The 16,571-nt window shown below is 54.0% G+C and carries 11 protein-coding genes; 7 read left to right on the top strand and 4 right to left on the bottom strand.

All coding sequences use genetic code 11. From position 1 onward, the window contains the following. Positions 1-302: 302 nt before the first annotated feature. Both BLV85_RS08225 and BLV85_RS08220 read right to left on the bottom strand, forming a co-directional pair. A complete protein-coding gene (locus BLV85_RS08225) occupies positions 303-1,163 on the bottom strand; it encodes an alpha/beta fold hydrolase (protein ID WP_143032306.1) in 861 nt (286 codons plus the stop codon). A 197-nt stretch (positions 1,164-1,360) separates the two neighbouring features. Continuing rightward, a complete protein-coding gene (locus tag BLV85_RS08220; protein WP_090414128.1) occupies positions 1,361-1,966 on the bottom strand; it encodes a glutathione S-transferase in 606 nt (201 codons plus the stop codon). Between the two features lie 124 nt (positions 1,967-2,090). Here BLV85_RS08220 and purB point away from each other — a divergent pair, with 124 nt between their 5' ends. The 4 genes from purB (at position 2,091) to dnaJ (ending at position 8,035) form a co-directional block, all read left to right on the top strand. Next, on the top strand, positions 2,091-3,467 hold the full coding sequence (gene purB, locus BLV85_RS08215; RefSeq protein WP_090414126.1) for an adenylosuccinate lyase: 1,377 nt from the start codon (positions 2,091-2,093) through the stop codon (positions 3,465-3,467). A gap of 493 nt (positions 3,468-3,960) precedes the next feature. After that, positions 3,961-4,557 carry a nucleotide exchange factor GrpE gene (grpE, locus tag BLV85_RS08210; protein ID WP_090414125.1) on the top strand — a complete coding sequence of 199 codons (597 nt, stop codon included), beginning with the start codon at positions 3,961-3,963 and terminating at the stop codon, positions 4,555-4,557. A 68-nt stretch (positions 4,558-4,625) separates the two neighbouring features. Continuing rightward, complete coding sequence (dnaK, locus tag BLV85_RS08205) at positions 4,626-6,563, top strand: molecular chaperone DnaK (protein ID WP_090414123.1); 1,938 nt, start codon at positions 4,626-4,628, stop codon at positions 6,561-6,563. 362 nt (positions 6,564-6,925) lie between these two features. Further along, the gene (dnaJ, locus tag BLV85_RS08195) at positions 6,926-8,035 is read left to right on the top strand and encodes a molecular chaperone DnaJ (protein WP_090414119.1); all 1,110 of its coding nucleotides are present in this window, start codon (positions 6,926-6,928) and stop codon (positions 8,033-8,035) included. A gap of 270 nt (positions 8,036-8,305) precedes the next feature. Here dnaJ and BLV85_RS08190 read toward each other — a convergent pair whose 3' ends face one another. Next, the gene (locus tag BLV85_RS08190) at positions 8,306-11,653 is read right to left on the bottom strand and encodes a mechanosensitive ion channel domain-containing protein (protein WP_090414117.1); all 3,348 of its coding nucleotides are present in this window, start codon (positions 11,651-11,653) and stop codon (positions 8,306-8,308) included. A gap of 302 nt (positions 11,654-11,955) precedes the next feature. Here BLV85_RS08190 and BLV85_RS08180 point away from each other — a divergent pair, with 302 nt between their 5' ends. From BLV85_RS08180 to BLV85_RS08170, 3 genes are all read left to right on the top strand, one after another. Continuing rightward, positions 11,956-12,201, top strand: coding sequence for a hypothetical protein (locus BLV85_RS08180; protein WP_090414114.1), 246 nt, complete (start codon positions 11,956-11,958; stop codon positions 12,199-12,201). Then, positions 12,198-12,395: a hypothetical protein gene (locus tag BLV85_RS08175; RefSeq protein WP_090414112.1), complete on the top strand. Its 198-nt coding sequence runs from the start codon at positions 12,198-12,200 to the stop codon at positions 12,393-12,395. The genes BLV85_RS08180 and BLV85_RS08175 overlap by 4 nt, the downstream gene beginning before the upstream one ends. A gap of 62 nt (positions 12,396-12,457) precedes the next feature. After that, complete coding sequence (locus tag BLV85_RS08170) at positions 12,458-13,330, top strand: PA4780 family RIO1-like protein kinase (protein WP_090414109.1); 873 nt, start codon at positions 12,458-12,460, stop codon at positions 13,328-13,330. Between the two features lie 145 nt (positions 13,331-13,475). Here the strand turns inward: BLV85_RS08170 and BLV85_RS08165 are convergent, their stop codons facing one another. Then, positions 13,476-16,568: an efflux RND transporter permease subunit gene (locus tag BLV85_RS08165; RefSeq protein ID WP_090414107.1), complete on the bottom strand. Its 3,093-nt coding sequence runs from the start codon at positions 16,566-16,568 to the stop codon at positions 13,476-13,478. Positions 16,569-16,571 lie beyond the last annotated feature (3 nt).

The raw sequence follows: 16,571 nt of genomic DNA, 5'->3' as shown, positions 1-16,571 counted from the left end.
TGAATCAGCGTATCCTGGCTTTTATTGAGTTCTTCAATGAAACCTTGGCAAAGTCGTTTCGCTGGACTTATATTGGCAAACCTTTGCTCGTATAGATTATCGGATATATTTCGGATGCTGGGTACTAGGCTGTCCGAGAGCGATCGTAGCGAGAGCGAAGTTGGCTGAGTGGGATTTTTCGATCATTTGAGGCGAACAGTGGTTCTATTCAACGAAAAGAATCGAAAAATCCGGCCAGCCAGGCTCGTCCGCAGTAGATCAGTCGCTATTCTCGGACAGCCTCCTAGCCAAGGCCTACGGATCTATTTGCGATCACTCAGCCAGTCCGAGAGGATTTGGCAAAGCGCGTCGGGCTGCTCGGTTGGAATCCAGTGCCGGGCCATGAGCTCGTGAATGGCCACATCTGACAATTGGCTCAGTGCCAGACGTATGCGCAAGGGATCACCAAACAATCCGCTCGCCGATATGAATGCCAGGCATGGCACCTTGACTGTTGCGAAGGATGGCAACGCCTGCAGCGTTGCGCGCAATGCCTGCAGGTAGGCAGCGCTATGGGTATAGCGCAAATCATGCAGAGGCGCTGCATAGCGCCGCCGCAAAGGATGATCCGTGCCTGCCACTTGCATCGCTGCCCGCGTGCTGCGATCAAGCTCGAACAAATCGAGCCGGGGCAGCACGCGCCGGTAAATACCAATCCAGTTACCCAATCGGATCAATGCTGCCACGCCCGACAGCAATCCGCCGCAGCGACTCAATACTCGCATAAACCCCTGCAAGGCCAGCGGCAACATGGGTTCGACCAGCACCAGGCCCAGGCAGCCCGCAGAAGAGCGGGCGACATAGCGCAACGCCAGGTTGGCGCCCAGACAGTGGCCACCGATCACGTAACGCACGATGGATGGGTCGTCTAGCATTTGCGCCAGGTCATCCAGCCACTGCCGGTTACCCACCCTGCCACGCCAGTCTGAGCGCCCATGGCCGCGCAAATCGGGCACCAGGATGCGCCAGCCAGCCGGCAGAACCAGCTGATTGCACAACTCCTGCCAACGGCTACCGTTACTGGCAAGACCATGACATAGAACCAAGGCCGTGCCTCCGGACTGATCACCATAGCAACGATAGAACATGCCCGACGCTGTCCAGTGTTCACTACACGCGCGCAAATTGAGCTCCTCGAACGATTGAACCAGGTTTTTCAGCAGAAGGCGCTATTGTGCGCGGTTTTAAGGCACGGCAATGCCGTTCAGGGGCTTGCAAGCCGGGCAAATCAGCACCCAGCATTATCTCCCACCAAGGCCAGCTTTCAAGCCAGGATGACGCCGGCCGCAATCCAAACAAAGCCCTTCAACGCCCTTCACACTCAATCTTTGGGCGCAGTCTGAATAAACGACTGCCGCTGCACCAGTTTATCAGCCAACCCGGCAAGATTTGGAAACAACTCACGCCAGTTATCGTGCGGGAAACGAAAAGACAAGTAATCGAGCGCACATCCCAGCGCGATATCTGCCAAGGTTATAGACGTGCCTTCACACCAAGGCTTTTCTCCCAGTTCATGCGCGGCAACCTGTAATCCCAATTCGATTTTCTTTTGCTGGCGCTCGATCCACTCCGGGCTTTGCTGTGCTGCCGGCCGCTTCCGTTCGAGAAAAATGGCAGCACACGCATCCGAAATGCCGTCAGCCAGCACTTCCCAGCGCTTGGCCCGCCAGCGCGCCCATCCAGATACCGGAATCAGCGCAGGCGCGTCCATGCCATCGAGATACTCGGCCAGCAAGCGCGAATCAAACAAGACTTGCCCGTCATCGGTAATCAGGGCAGGCACTTTACCAAGCGGGTTCACTTTTGCAACCTGATTATCGGGACCAAAAGGCGGGTCAACTGTAAACTGGTACGGAATGTTCTTCTCTGCAAGAACGATCCGCACCTTGCGCACATAGGGGCTAGTCAGCGATCCGATAAGTTCCATGCTTCTATCCTTTCTCAATCCAAAAACTGATTATACGGCCGTGCGCCATCCGTTAGTAGACCGGCCTGTGTTAGAATGCGCGCTCTTGTTTCAATCTCAATTCCGGAACTCACGTCACACACTCATGAGCACTTCATCGCTTTATGCACTTTCTCCATTGGATGGCCGCTACCAACAAAAAGTAGCCGCTTTGCGGCCTCACTTCAGCGAATACGCCTTGATTCATAATCGGGTTCGGATAGAAATCGAGTGGTTCAAGGCGCTGAGCAATGAACCGGCATTCGCTGAAATTCCAGCCTTCTCCGCAGACACCGCCGCACAGCTGGACCGGCTATTCGAAAACTTCTCGATCGATGATGCCCAGGTGGTCAAAGCGATTGAAGCGCAAACCAACCACGATGTCAAAGCAGTGGAATATTGGCTGAAGCAAAACCTGGTTCAGAATCCAGAAATCGCCGCAGTCACTGAATTCATTCACTTCGCCTGCACCTCGGAAGACATCAACAACCTCGCACATGGCTTGATGCTCAAAAATAGCAGAGATCAGGTCATGCTGCCCATGCTCGATGGTCTCATCCAGCAACTTTCACTCCTGGCCCGGGAGTTGGCCGATGCGCCCATGCTGGCACGCACCCATGGACAACCTGCCACGCCCACCACCATGGGCAAGGAGCTGGCCAACTTTGCATACCGGTTGCAGCAAGGACGTGAACGTCTCGCCTCGACAGTTATTTCTGGAAAAATCAATGGTGCAGTCGGCAATTACAACGCACATATGGTCACCTATCCGGCTATCGATTGGGAAGCATTCGCCCAGGCCTTCGTCATAAAACTGGGCCTGACCTTCAATCCATACACCACCCAGATCGAACCGCATGATGCAATAGCCGAATTATTCGATGCCTACGCGCGTATCAATGCCATCCTGCTTGATCTTGACCGTGATATCTGGGGCTATGTTTCGCTCGGCTATTTCCGGCAAAAAACCAAGGCGGGCGAAGTCGGTTCGTCCACCATGCCACATAAAGTCAACCCGATCGATTTCGAAAACTCGGAAGGCAACCTCGGGATTGCCAACGCCTTGTTCAGACACCTCAGCGACAAATTACCCATTTCACGCTGGCAACGCGATCTGACCGATTCGACCGTCTTGCGCAACATGGGCGTCGCACTGGGGCATACGCTGCTGGCCTACGATTCATGCCGCAAAGGTCTTGGCAAGCTCGAAATCGATCGGACTCGCCTGGCAGATGACTTGCAGCAGGCATGGGAGGTATTGGCCGAGCCCATACAAACCGTGATGCGCCGCTACGGCATCGCCAACCCCTATGAGCAGCTCAAAGAGCTGACCAGGGGAAAAACAGGCATCAACCAAGCAACGCTACAGCAATTCATCGACAAACTGGATATTCCAGAAGCCGAAAAAAAACGCTTGCTGCAGTTAACGCCGCAAGACTATACCGGCCTGGCCACCCGGCTCGCAAATCGTATTGGGCATTGAGCAACCAGATGGGTTGATGCAGACAGGCATCATAATCGCTTGCCAATACAGAACGCAGGACGGCCCATCGTCCACGAGCGATCCGGAAATAGCCGTCTCAGGATCGTCTTTTCAATATCAGCGGCTGCTCAGGACAATGCCTCGCCGGTTTGAGGGTACGCAAGCGCACCCTGCCCACGATGGCGGCTACCGCTAAATCAGTACGGGGTGCAATTTCATGCACCCCACGGAAATTAATAACCATCTGAAAGCATTATAAATCATGACGCAAAAATCTGTCCTCTGCCATACCCGGCGCCGGACATTTCAGGGCGATGTAACGCCGTGCAGTGCTTTGAGAATCGCGCAATTCAGCCCAGCGTGCATAAAACTCATTTTCGATCGATCGCCATCTGCTGGCAATAAATTACAGCCGCCAACTGAAAATTTTACATTGCAGGGTTGAAATCAGTTTTTTGGCCCCAACATGACCCGTACAGCACAGGAGGAAACTATGCAGGAACCACATAATCAAAAACCAGATCACGAAGAACAAGAGTTACTTGCGGCAGACAGCACGCCGGCACCTGACCAGAGCGAGGCCACCGCGGAACCTATCGGGCATGCGGAAATCGATCAAGCTCCCGCGCCAACGCCCGAACAGCTTCTGAAAGAAGCGGAACTCCGGGCAGTCGAGCATCATGACGCCTGGCTGCGCGCCAAGGCAGAAACCGAAAACATCCGCAAGCGCGCGCAAACCGATATTGCCAATGCGCATAAATACGCGATCGAAAACTTTTCGACCGAGCTACTGGCCGTTATGGACAGCCTGGAAGCAGCCCTGGCTTCAGAAAACGCCACAGCCGAGAATCTGAGAGACGGCGTTGAACTCACGCGCAAACAGCTCGCTGCCATATTCGAGAAATTCAACATCCATGCCATCAACCCGCAGGGAGAAAAATTCGACCCGCACCAGCATCAGGCGATGTGCATGATGGAATCCGACGCAGCGCCCAATACCGTGACCCAAGTCATGCAAAAAGGCTACGCGCTCCATGACCGCATTATCCGGCCAGCCATGGTCGCTGTCTCAAAAGCAAAAGAAGCTTGATATTTCTTGGAAAGCCTCCATCTCGAAAACCAGAATACACTCAAATTTGATATCTAAAGGATTTTACTATGGGAAAAATAATTGGCATTGACCTGGGAACCACCAATTCATGCGTGGCCGTCATGGAAAACAACAAACCCAAGGTGATCGAGAATGCCGAAGGCACCCGCACCACCCCCTCGATCGTCGCTTATACGGAAGACAATGAAATTCTGGTTGGCGCCTCAGCCAAGCGCCAGGCTGTGACCAATCCGGAAAATACCCTGTTTGCCATCAAACGGCTGATCGGCCGCCGTTTTGATGAGGATATGGTACAAAAAGACATCAGCATGGTGCCCTACAAAATTGTGCGCGCCGATAATAACGATGCCTGGGTGGAAGTGCGCGGCAGAAAAATCGCCCCGCCGGAAATCTCCGCCCAAGTATTGATGAAAATGAAAAAAACCGCCGAAGATTATCTCGGTGAGGCGGTCACGGAAGCAGTCATCACAGTGCCGGCCTACTTCAATGACTCTCAGCGGCAAGCCACCAAAGACGCTGGCCGCATAGCGGGTCTGGAAGTCAAACGCATCATCAACGAACCGACCGCTGCAGCCCTCGCTTTCGGCCTGGATAAAAAGGAAGGCGACCGTAAAATTGCGGTCTACGATCTGGGCGGCGGTACATTCGATATTTCAATCATCGAAATCGCCGAAATCGAAGGCGAACATCAGTTCGAGGTGCTGGCTACCAATGGCGACACTTTCCTGGGCGGCGAGGACTTCGATTCGCGCCTGATTGAATATCTGGTGGAAGAATTCAAGAAAGAAAGCGGCATTGATTTGCGGAAAGATATGCTGGCCCTGCAACGGCTCAAGGATGCCGCGGAAAAAGCAAAAATCGAACTCTCCTCCAGCCAGCAGACCGAGGTCAATCTGCCCTACATCACTGCCGATGCATCGGGCCCCAAACATTTGGCGATCAAAATCACCCGCGCCAAACTGGAAAGCCTGGTCGAAGCATTGATCGAGCGCACCATCGAGCCCTGCCGGACCGCGCTCAAGGATGCAGGCCTGTCCGTCTCCGAAATCAATGACGTCATCCTGGTTGGCGGCCAATCACGCATGCCCAAGGTGCAGGAAAAAGTCAAGGAAATTTTCGGGAAAGACCCGCGCAAGGACGTCAATCCAGACGAGGCAGTGGCCATCGGTGCGTCCATCCAGGGGGGTGTACTCCAGGGTGACGTCAAAGACGTGCTGTTGCTGGACGTGACCCCGCTCTCGCTGGGGATTGAAACGCTGGGCGGTGTCATGACCAAACTGATCCAGAAAAACACCACCATCCCAACCAAGGCACAACAAGTATTCTCCACTGCGGACGACAACCAGACCGCCGTGACCATACATGTGCTGCAAGGCGAACGAGAAATGGCATCCGGTAATAAAAGCCTGGGGCAATTCAATCTGACGGACATTCCATCCGCGCCGCGTGGCATGCCACAAATCGAGGTCACGTTCGACATCGACGCCAATGGCATCTTGCATGTATCCGCCAAGGACAAGGCAACTGGCAAGGAAAACAAGATCAAAATCCAAGCCAGCTCCGGCCTATCCGAAAACGAAATTCAGGCAATGGTGAAAGATGCGGAAGCGCATGCCGAAGATGACAAAAAAGCGCTGGAGCTGGTCAACAGCCGCAATCAGTGCGACGCCATGATTCATTCCGTCAGAAAATCGCTGAATGAATATGGCGACAAACTGGAAGGCGACGAAAAATCCAAAATCGAGTCCGCCTTGAAAGATGCCGAGGATGCACTCAAATCCAATGACAAGGACCTGATCGATGCCAAAACTCAGGCGCTGACCGAAGCCTCGCAGAAGCTGGCGGAAAAAATTTACGCTCAGGAGCAAACGCAGGCAGGTCCAGCGGATGCCGGTGCCGGCGCAACATCCGGCCAGACCAAAGAAAAGCCGGTCGAAGGCGAAGTGGTCGATGCCGAGTTTGAAGAAGTCAAAGACAAGAAATAACGGCTAGGAGGCTGTCCGTGAATAGCGATTGTAGCGAGGGCGAAGCTGGCTGAGCGGGATTTTTCGATCATTTGAGGCGAATAGTGGTTCTATTCAACGAAAAGGATCGAAAAATCCCGCCTGGCAGGTTCGTCCGCAGTAGATCAGTCTATTTTCGGACAGCCTCCTAAGGACATCACGTGCACCGCGCGTGATCCCCAAAAGGCCAGAATACGCAGAGATCGGCAGGGAAACGGCATGCTCCCGCTGATCTCTGCGTTTTGCATCCTTCATTTCAAAGCCAGGCTGGTGCATCAGCCTGGATTCAATAACCCGGACATCCACCCAAATGTCCAAATGACCTCTCGCTAGCAGGAATTTTTATGAGTCAACGTGATTATTATGAGGTACTCGGAGTCGGCCGGGATGCCGATGAAAGTGAGCTGAAGAAAGCATACCGCAAACTGGCCATGAAGTACCATCCAGACCGGAATGCCGGTAACGCCCAGGCCGAGGATCGATTCAAGGAAATCAAGGAAGCCTATGAGGTGCTTTCGGATGCCAGCAAACGTGCTGCCTACGACCAATTCGGGCATGCCGGTCTGAATGCTGGCGCAAGCGGCATGGGTGCGCAAGGATTCAGTGATGCCTTCAGCGATATTTTCAGCGATCTATTTGGCATGCGTGGCGGTGGCCGCAACAATGTACATCGCGGCGCCGATCTGCGCTACAACCTAGAAATCACGCTGGAGCAAGCCGCACGCGGCACAGAGACCAAAATTCGCATTCCCAGAATGGATGTCTGCGACACTTGCCATGGCAGCGGCGCCAAGCCCGGCACATCCCCCAAGACCTGTCCAACTTGCAATGGACAAGGCCAGGTCCGCATGCAGCAAGGCTTCTTCTCGATTCAGCAAACCTGTCCACAATGCCATGGCAGCGGCAAGATCATCACCGACCCCTGCCACGACTGCCATGGATCGGGCCGAGTCAAGCGTCACAAGACCATGTCGGTCAGAATTCCAGCCGGTGTGGACGAAGGAGACAGCATCCGCCTCTCGGGAGAAGGCGAAGCAGGCGTCAGTGGCGGGCAACCCGGTGACTTGTATGTCGTGATCCATCTTGCCAGTCATCCGGTCTTTCAACGAGAAGGCAACCATTTGCATTGCGAAATTCCCATCAGTATTGCGGCCGCCGCACTGGGTGGAGAAATCGAAGTCCCCACGCTGGAGGGCCATGCACGCATCAAGGTACCCGCTGGCACCCAGACCGGTAAAATTTTCCGCTTGCGCGGCAAGGGCATTACCGGCGTACGCAACCACGTCACCGGCGACCTGCTATGCCATGTCATCATCGAAACACCAGTCAATCTGACTGCACGCCAGAAAGAATTACTGGAAGAATTCGAGGCCATCAGCCAGAAAGACGGCTCCCGTCACAGTCCCAAAGCGAAATCCTGGATGGAAAAGGCACGCGAATTCTTCACTGAATGATTTTTATCTGACAACCAGCCAGAGGGTTACCCGGCCTTGCTGGGGGTAACCACGAATGGACACGAATGCACACGAATTCTGAAAATCGCTCTGGCTGCATTGCACTCGTAACCAGGCAGACTGGCTATCGGGCATTCACCCTGCCGCATGACAAAACGCAAACAAAGAGCGCACGACCACTAAACGATTGGTGTGCATTCGTGTCCATTCGTGGTTAGCTATAGCAGCTTGGTCGAACTGCAGCGGCAATCGCGCTTCAGCCACCCACTTTTACCCGGTTGCCATCGGCTGAGCAGCAGCGGTTTTTTGCTCGTCCGGGGTGTGCAAATGTACATCCAGCTGCGGAAACGCGATCGTGATTCCTTCTTTAGCAAATCGCTGGTTGATCAATACATGTAACTCATGCATCAGCTTCAATCTGTCTGATACCAGCCCAGTAAATACTCGCAATTCATAATTCAACGAACTTTCACCAAACTCCAAAAGTAAGGCAGTAGGCTCAGGATCATGCAAGACTAAAGGATGATTGTCTGCGATTTCCAGTAACAATGCGCGCACCTTATCGCAATCCGAGCCATAAGCGATACGCAACGGCACCACTACACGCGTCACCTGATCACTCAATGACCAGTTGGTCAGCTGCTCGGTAATGAATATCTTGTTCGGCACGATAATTTCCTTGCGATCAAAATCGATCAGGGTGGTCGCACGAATGTGGATCTTGCTCACCGTGCCACTGATATTATTGAGCGTGACAATGTCGCCGATTCGAATTGGGCGTTCGAACAGCAGAATCAGCCCGGACACGAAATTGGCGAAGATTTCCTGCAGACCGAACCCCAGGCCAACCCCGAGCGCGGCGACCAGCCATTGGATGTTCGACCATTCCATACCCAGTTTCTGGAACGTGACAAAAACCCCGATGATCACGATTGTGTAACGCAGCAAGGTGGTCACGGCATAACCAGTACCAGTATTGAGCGACAAATGGCGCAACACCAGCAATTCGAGCGTGCCGGGCAAATTCTGGGCCGCGATCATCGACAAAGTCAGCACAATCAGCGCAATCAGCAAGGTCTGAAGGGTAATCGGCTGCATGATGGCCTCGCCTTCCAGCTCGGCCGCAACATGCCAAATGGTAATTCTCTCCAAGAAACCCAGCGCTGGCAGCATATCGATCCAGATGGCCCAGAGACCGGCAATCAGCAGCCCCCAGATACTGATTTTCAACAAAGTCGCGGACTGCTTGCTGATAGTTTTGATGTCGATGTAATTCTCGTCCACCAATTGCTCAGTCTCCCCCTTGCCTGACGCGGCACGTTGCGCCAGCATCTCCTCCCGTTTCTCGACTGCCCGCTCGTAGGCAATCTGGCGCTGCATAATCAGCAAGCTCCGGAAGCCGACATAAAATACTAAGCTGCAAAATACCGTCCAGGCAATTGATTCGAATACCAGCTGATACTGATAAATCACCGCGAAATAATAACCGACGCTTGCCATGGCAATCATATAGCCTTGCAACAGAAAAAGGAGCGACATCCAGAATCTCGGATTCAGGATCAGACTGAAAGTCTCTCCTTCATACAGCTTCCTGCCCGCACGGGTCATCGCCATCCAGCCAAGCGCCCAGCCTGCCAGCAATACACACAATAAAATAAAGGCAAGCCGGCCGATACTATTGCGCACGAGATCGTCATCCAACGCATCCGTAAAAGCGATCACACCACTCAACATCACCAGCAAGGGGGCATAGCGCCGGATATCCCGATACATTTTGCCAACCAGCCGCTCGGAACATCTGAATTGCCCGATCAACAATCCTTCGGGATGGAACAGCAGAAACAGAAACATCCAGGCAAAAACCGCTACGCCCATCACGCGGAAACTGACCGCCAGGGCATGACTGATTTCAGTGTCCATGCTGTGCCGCAAAATCAAGGCCGTCAGCAGAAAAGGCAAGGCAACAAACACCGCCATCATCAACTCGGTCACAAACATTCCGATGGGATAGAGCAGCTTATCCTGATTGACCTTGCCGCGCAGGCTATTACAAGTGCGCTCCCAGTTCAGATAGCTCGGCCAATAAATATACATGGCGATACCAAAAAACAGAATGAAAACCGCGAACACTGCCGCGACATCACGCCAGACCGTCGCGGCCACCTTCTCCAATGCAGCCCATGTCCTGGATGAAATCAGCCAATCGAGCGCATCCCGGGTATCCTGCACGATTTCCATGGAAAGCGGTTTGGCGCTCCGGGTCACCAGCAAATTCTCCTTCAACAGCAACTTATGCTGGCCGATCCTCTCGATCAGCTGATTCTGAATGGCAAGCTGCAGCTGCAGCTCCTTGATATAGTTATGCAGCACTTCGATGAATTGCGCGATGATCTGATCGCGGGATTGTTTCAGTTCATTGAATGCATCGACCACCTGCTGATAATCGGGCGCATCCTTGCTGATCACCCCATCATTCCCCATCATCTTTCGGAAGTAGGCTTTTTCGTTCATCATTTGCAGCTTTTCCTGCTCGAGCTGGAACAATTCCAGCCGGGCCCGGTTCAATTCCCGCTCGGTCTGCGACACGTCCGGCTTGATCATGATTTCTTTGAACTGTCTTCTGATTTCCGTACCCAGCGCGATATCCTCTCCTTTCAGTTCCAGCCTTTGCTGCAATGCCGCATGACTTTGCGTAATCAGCGCCAGGCGATTCTCATTGCGCGTTTTACGGGCTTTCAGCTGGGTCGACAGTTGTGCGTAATGACTCAATTTCCTGGCAAACGCCTGATTGTCCTCTGCAAAACTTGACAGCGCCGGATGTTCCCAATCCTTCTCGCCCAGCAGTTGCTGGGTTTTCTCAACCACCTGCTCGGTTTCTGCCCGCCTTCTCCAGCTGATTTCCTCCGCCATGAGCTCAACTTCCCGTTCCAGCAAACGAATCCTGGGTATCAGCAGCAATCGTTCCTGCAAAGCAGCGTACTCGATCGCATGCGGCAATGCCAGCGCTTCCAGCTCGAGCATCCGGGTCTTATCGGTCAGCGCCCGCAGGTGCGCATCGCGATAGCGCTCGAGCGCTTCCTGTATCTTCTTGTCCGTCTCTTTCTTGGTCTCGGCAGATTTATCCGTCAACGCACTGCGCTGCTGGTTGGTTGCCGCCAGCTCCTCGCGAATAGTCACTGCCCGCTGCCGCAGCCGGGCCAGATCGGAAGCCGATTTCTGCTGTTGATTCTGTAATTCGGACAAACTTGCCTGCGTGGCCACATGCCGTTGTTCCAATTCGCTCAATGACAGCTTGGCCAGGCTTGCGGCATCGATCGGCGCGGCATCAGGTGGAATTTCCCGCTTCTTCAGATCATCCAGCTGTTTGGGATAGCTTTCCAGTTGTGTCGTGTAAGCAGCGGTTTTGCCCAGATATTCCTGGTGATCCAGCAATACCTGCTGGTGATCGTTGTAAATTTCCCGCAGACGTTTCTTTTGTGGCGTTTCCTCGCCATTGCCAAGCGCCTCCAGTTTTGCCTGAATAGCCTGCAACTGTTCATTCAACTCGCTGGCAATCCCCATGCCAGGGCCAGTCAAAAGTAGAATAATGAAAAGTGTAATCTGTAGAAATATGCGCATGAACTAACCTGAATTCTTCATATGAATGGGTGGGGATGTGTAGCTTTCAGGGTGCAGTACAAGGCACAGTAAGCATGAAGCGCATCACCCATTCTTTATTATCACATTCTGTTGGCAATGCATCTATGTGGATTACCGATTGTTTCGCTGACGCTTCGCGGCAAAACCCCGATCGGGATTCGTCACAATCATGTAACGATGCCCGCCTATTATAAGGATAAGGGCCAGTTTGCATGGAAAAACGGCGAACAGAAATACCTCACCAGAACAATCAATCACACTTTTATTGTGGATAGGACAGAGTGAGTTTCGTTCCTTGTGTACTTGCCCATAGCGCACAGCGGCAGCGGGATGCCGCCCACTGGAACGCAATCACGGCCGACTCCGGAACCAACCGGGTCGCCGTTTTTGTCAACGAAATCAAGGTGCGACATATTGTCGCGCGACAATATGTCGCATTCCAAAATAATTTTTTTCTCTTTACAATGCATTTCAAGTCGCAGGCAGTGACAGCCTCGATGATCTTTCTCAAGGAGATGGCCACATGATTCCCAAACTGAAAGAAAACATGTCTCAGGTAAACCCAACCGGGAATTCCGGTATCGATCCAGTCCATGACAGCAAACCGGCTGGCGCGGCACAACAAATCGATACCCGTGACAGGACAGTCCTGGCCAGACAGATGTCCCTGCCGGATGCAGAATGGCGCCGCAGCAAGTCAGCCAGATTTCAGCTCAACTAGCGCGACGCACCATCTCCCGGCTTGATAGCGCATTCACTCACAGACAGGAGAGCGAAAAATTCATGAAAACACCCAACAGAATAGAACCACTGGTCGAGGAAGGACTGGTCGACTCAGTCATTTGCCAACTCATGAGCGGCAAGGAAGCGATGCTATATGTCGTGCAATGCGGAGAAGAATACCGGTGCGCCAAAGTATATAAGGAAAAACAAAGGCGCAATTTCCGCCACAGCGCCAACTATACCGAAGGCCGCATGTTCGGCAATCGCCGCCGCACGCGCGCCCTGCAAAGAAGAAGCAGCGCCAGCCGGATGACCCCGGAAGATGCTTGGCACAGCGTCGAAGTGGATACCTTGAGCCGGCTGGCCATGGCCGGCGTCCAGACCCCCCGATTTCACAATTTTTTCGAAGGCGTGCTCCTGATGGAGCTGATCACCGACAGCGACGGCAACGTAGCTCCGCGCATGAACCAACTGACGTTGACCGCCGAGCAAGCCAGACACTATCACAGCTTTCTGATCGAACAAGTGGTGCGCATGCTTTGCAGCGGCATCATACACGGCGACCTGTCCGAATACAACGTGCTGCTGGGCGAACAGGGACCCGTCATCATCGATTTCCCGCAGGCCGTGCACGCGGCCAGCAACAGCAATGCGCAAATGCTACTCAAACGGGACATCCACAATATCACAGCCTTCTTCAGCCGCTTTGCCCCCGAACTCGCATACACCGACTATGCAACCGAAATCTGGTCGCTCTACCAAAGCAGTAGGCTGCATTGGGGCGTCAACCTGACTGGCTATGTCGCGACCAGACCCAAACCGGTCAACCTGGACAGCGTATTGCAAGCCATCGGGCACGCCGCCAGAAAGGAATCCGCCTGGCAACGCTATAAACGCGAACGCTGGACCAGCCCGCGTGCCCTATACTGCTGAAGAAAAACCATCCACATCATTCTCCCTCTCACAAAAAGCCTCTCTCCACCCCCACCAGGCAATAATGTAATTGCCTGATGCGTGAACGTACCCTGCCAGCGTGCAGGATACGTTCACGCCCCCTCAGACGTTCAATCAGGTCTGGTCACGCATGCTGCAACGGCGGTTCATCAAACCAGCGGTACAAGACAGGCAGCACAACCAGCGTCAACAAGGTCGAAGTAATCAACCCACCGATTACCACAATCGCCAGCGGCCGCTGCACTTCGGAGCCCGGTCCGGTGGCAAACAGAAATGGCACCAATCCCAGCATTGCGACAGTGGCCGTCATCAGCACCGGCCGGAAGCGTTGCTCGCAGCCGCGCACCACGGCATCTTTGACACTGACACCTTCATCACGCAACTTACGGATATAGGAAATCAGCACCACGCCATTCAAAACCGCAATGCCCCATAACGCGATGAAGCCAACCGAAGCCGGAACCGACAGATATTCTCCGGTCAGGAACAATCCAATCACACCGCCGATCGAGGCAAACGGCAGCACCAGAATGATCAGCCCGGCCAGCTTGATGGAATTGAACAGCAAAAACAGCAGAAAGAAAATCGCGGCAATGGTGAGCGGCACGATCACCGCAAGCGTAGCCATGGCACGCTCCATGTTTTCGAATTGCCCGCCCCACTCAAAGAAATAACCGCTGGGCAATTCCACTTCCCGGGCAATACGCTCTTGGATTTCCGCTACAAACCCGCCCAGATCACGGTCCTCGACATTCGCGCCGACTACCACACGGCGCTTGGCATCTTCGCGGGAAACCTGGGCAGGCCCATCGACAATCTGGATATCAGCCACTGTATACAAAGGCACCATGGCCCCGTCGGGCGCACGCAACAGCAGGTTGCGTATCGTCTCCACGCTGTTGCGGAATGCTTCCGGAAAACGCAGCAGGATCGCAAACCGCCGCTCGCCTTCAAACAAGCGGGTGACCTCGCGGCCGCCAATAGCCGTTTCGATCAACTCATGCACATCGGCTACATTGATGCCATTGCGCGCGATCGCGTTGCGGTCGACATCAATCGTCAGGGACTGTTGCCCGGAAAGGCGTTCGATACGAATATCGCGCGCACCGGGGATATCGCGCAGGATCCGCGCGATCTGTTCTGACAATTCGCGCAGCGTGTCCAGATCATCCCCAAAAATCTTGACCGCGATCTGTGACCGCACCCCGGTCACCATTTCGTCAACCCGTTCGGCAATCGGTTGCGACAAAACGATGTTGACACCGGGCAACACTTCCAGCAGCGCCCGGATTTCGTCGTCGATTTCATCCTGAGTCCGTCCGGCATCAGGATCGAGCGTCACGATCGGATCGGATTCATTCTGACCGGCCGGATCGGCCGGTGATTCGCCGCGCCCGAGCTTGGTAACAACGCTTTTCACACCCGCCACACGTGAAACGGCCTTCATCGCATCCATCTCCATCGCAACCGCCTCGGCCAGCGAAATCGATGCGACCCGGTTAATCTGGGGCGTCAGCGCACCTTCCTGCAAGGTTGGGATGAACGACTTTCCCAGGAAAGGAAAAAGGGAAACAGACAGCATCAATAGCCCGAGCGACAGCAGAATGGTCACTTTCCTGTTCTGCAGCGCGCTGTGCAGCAGATAGCGATAGGCAGCTCTCAACCTGGCAATGATACGGGTATCGCGATCCGCTCCGCCTTTCAGGATATAGGCACAAAGCACTGGCGAAAGCGTCAGGGAAACGATCAGCGAAATCGCCAGAGCAATGGCAATCGTGAATGCCAGCGGACTGAACAGCTTGCCCTCCATCCCCTGCAGAGTCATCAAGGGCAGGAACACGAGTATGATGATACAAATACCGAAAATCACCGGTATCCCTACTTCGACCACCGCATCGAGTATCGTTTGCAATCGCGATGCCGTTGTATTGGCCATATGTCCCAAGCGATGAAACACGTTCTCCACCACCACAACCGTGGAATCGACCATCAACCCGATGGCAATCGCAAGCCCGCCGAGCGACATCAGGTTGGCCGAAATGCCTTGATGGTTCATAACCATAAAAGTCAGCAGTGGCGTAATTACCAGCGTCGCCACCACAATCAGGCTGGAACGGACATCGCCAAGAAAAACAAACAGGATAACGACGACCAGGAAAATTCCTTCCATCAGCACCTTGCTGACCGTCCACAAGGCCGCATCGACCAGGTCGGTACGATCATAATAAGGCACGATCTTCAGTCCGTCCGGCAACAGATTGCGCGCATTGATGTCGGCCACCTTGGCCTTCACCCGTTCCACGATCTCCTTGGCATTACCCCCCCGAATCATCAGTACAATGCCGGAAGCCGATTCCGTATAGCCGCCCTTGATGACCGCACCGGCCCGGACTTCCGTGCCCAGCTTCACTTCCGCCACATCGCGCACGAAGATCGGCACACCATTTTCTTCAGCCAGTACGATATTGCCGATATCCTGCAGTGTACGGATCAGGCCCACCCCTCGCACCAGAAACTGCTCGGCATTTGCGGGCAGGATCCCGCCACTGGCATTGGCGTTATTGTTGGCAATCGCCTGCTCGACCTGTCCCAGGGTCAGGTTGTAGTGACGCAATTTATCCGGATTGGCCAGTACTTGGTATTGCTTGACATAGCCGCCCTGTGAATTGATTTCCGCCACGCCCGGAATCGATCGCAGCATCGGCCGGACGACCCAGTCCTGCACGATACGGCGCTCGGTCAGTTCCTCGACGGTGAGCGCACGCTCCCCGTCATCGGGATGGTCGATCGTGTATTGATAGACCTCTCCCAAACCGGTCGAAACCGGCCCGAGCACAGGTGTGATGCCGGGCGGCATTCGGGTGGCCGCTTCCAGCAACCGCTCCATCACCATCTGGCGGGCGAAATAAACATCGGTTTGGTCGGTAAATACCAATGTAATGATAGACAGCCCGCTTTTGTTCAGAGAACGCATTTCTTCCAAGCCCGGCAAACCGGTCATCGCGATTTCCAGCGGAACCGTTACCAGCCGCTCGATTTCCTCCGGACTGCGTCCTATTGCTTCCGTGGCAATTTGCACCTGGACATTAGTCACATCAGGGAAAGCATCGATTGAAAGACGCTGCGATTCACGCAACCCAAATCCCATCAAAATCAACGCCACCACCACCACAACCAGGCGTTGTCTCAACATTGCACGCACCAGCGCAGTCAACATGGC

It is taken from the genome of Nitrosomonas halophila (assembly GCF_900107165.1).
Taxonomy (GTDB): Bacteria; Pseudomonadota; Gammaproteobacteria; order Burkholderiales; family Nitrosomonadaceae; genus Nitrosomonas; species Nitrosomonas halophila.
This window is presented reverse-complemented; position numbering and strand designations above follow the sequence as displayed.

Bases quoted from the DNA above. Each gene is read 5' to 3' on its own strand.
- BLV85_RS08220 (WP_090414128.1), bottom strand. From the start codon at position 1,966: ATGGAACTTATCGGATCGCTGACTAGCCCCTATGTGCGCAAGGTGCGG.
- purB (WP_090414126.1), top strand. From the start codon at position 2,091: ATGAGCACTTCATCGCTTTATGCACTTTCTCCATTGGATGGCCGCTAC.
- grpE (WP_090414125.1), top strand. From the start codon at position 3,961: ATGCAGGAACCACATAATCAAAAACCAGATCACGAAGAACAAGAGTTA.
- dnaK (WP_090414123.1), top strand. From the start codon at position 4,626: ATGGGAAAAATAATTGGCATTGACCTGGGAACCACCAATTCATGCGTG.
- dnaJ (WP_090414119.1), top strand. From the start codon at position 6,926: ATGAGTCAACGTGATTATTATGAGGTACTCGGAGTCGGCCGGGATGCC.
- BLV85_RS08190 (WP_090414117.1), bottom strand. From the start codon at position 11,653: ATGCGCATATTTCTACAGATTACACTTTTCATTATTCTACTTTTGACT.
- BLV85_RS08175 (WP_090414112.1), top strand. From the start codon at position 12,198: ATGATTCCCAAACTGAAAGAAAACATGTCTCAGGTAAACCCAACCGGG.
- BLV85_RS08170 (WP_090414109.1), top strand. From the start codon at position 12,458: ATGAAAACACCCAACAGAATAGAACCACTGGTCGAGGAAGGACTGGTC.
- BLV85_RS08165 (WP_090414107.1), bottom strand. From the start codon at position 16,568: ATGTTGACTGCGCTGGTGCGTGCAATGTTGAGACAACGCCTGGTTGTG.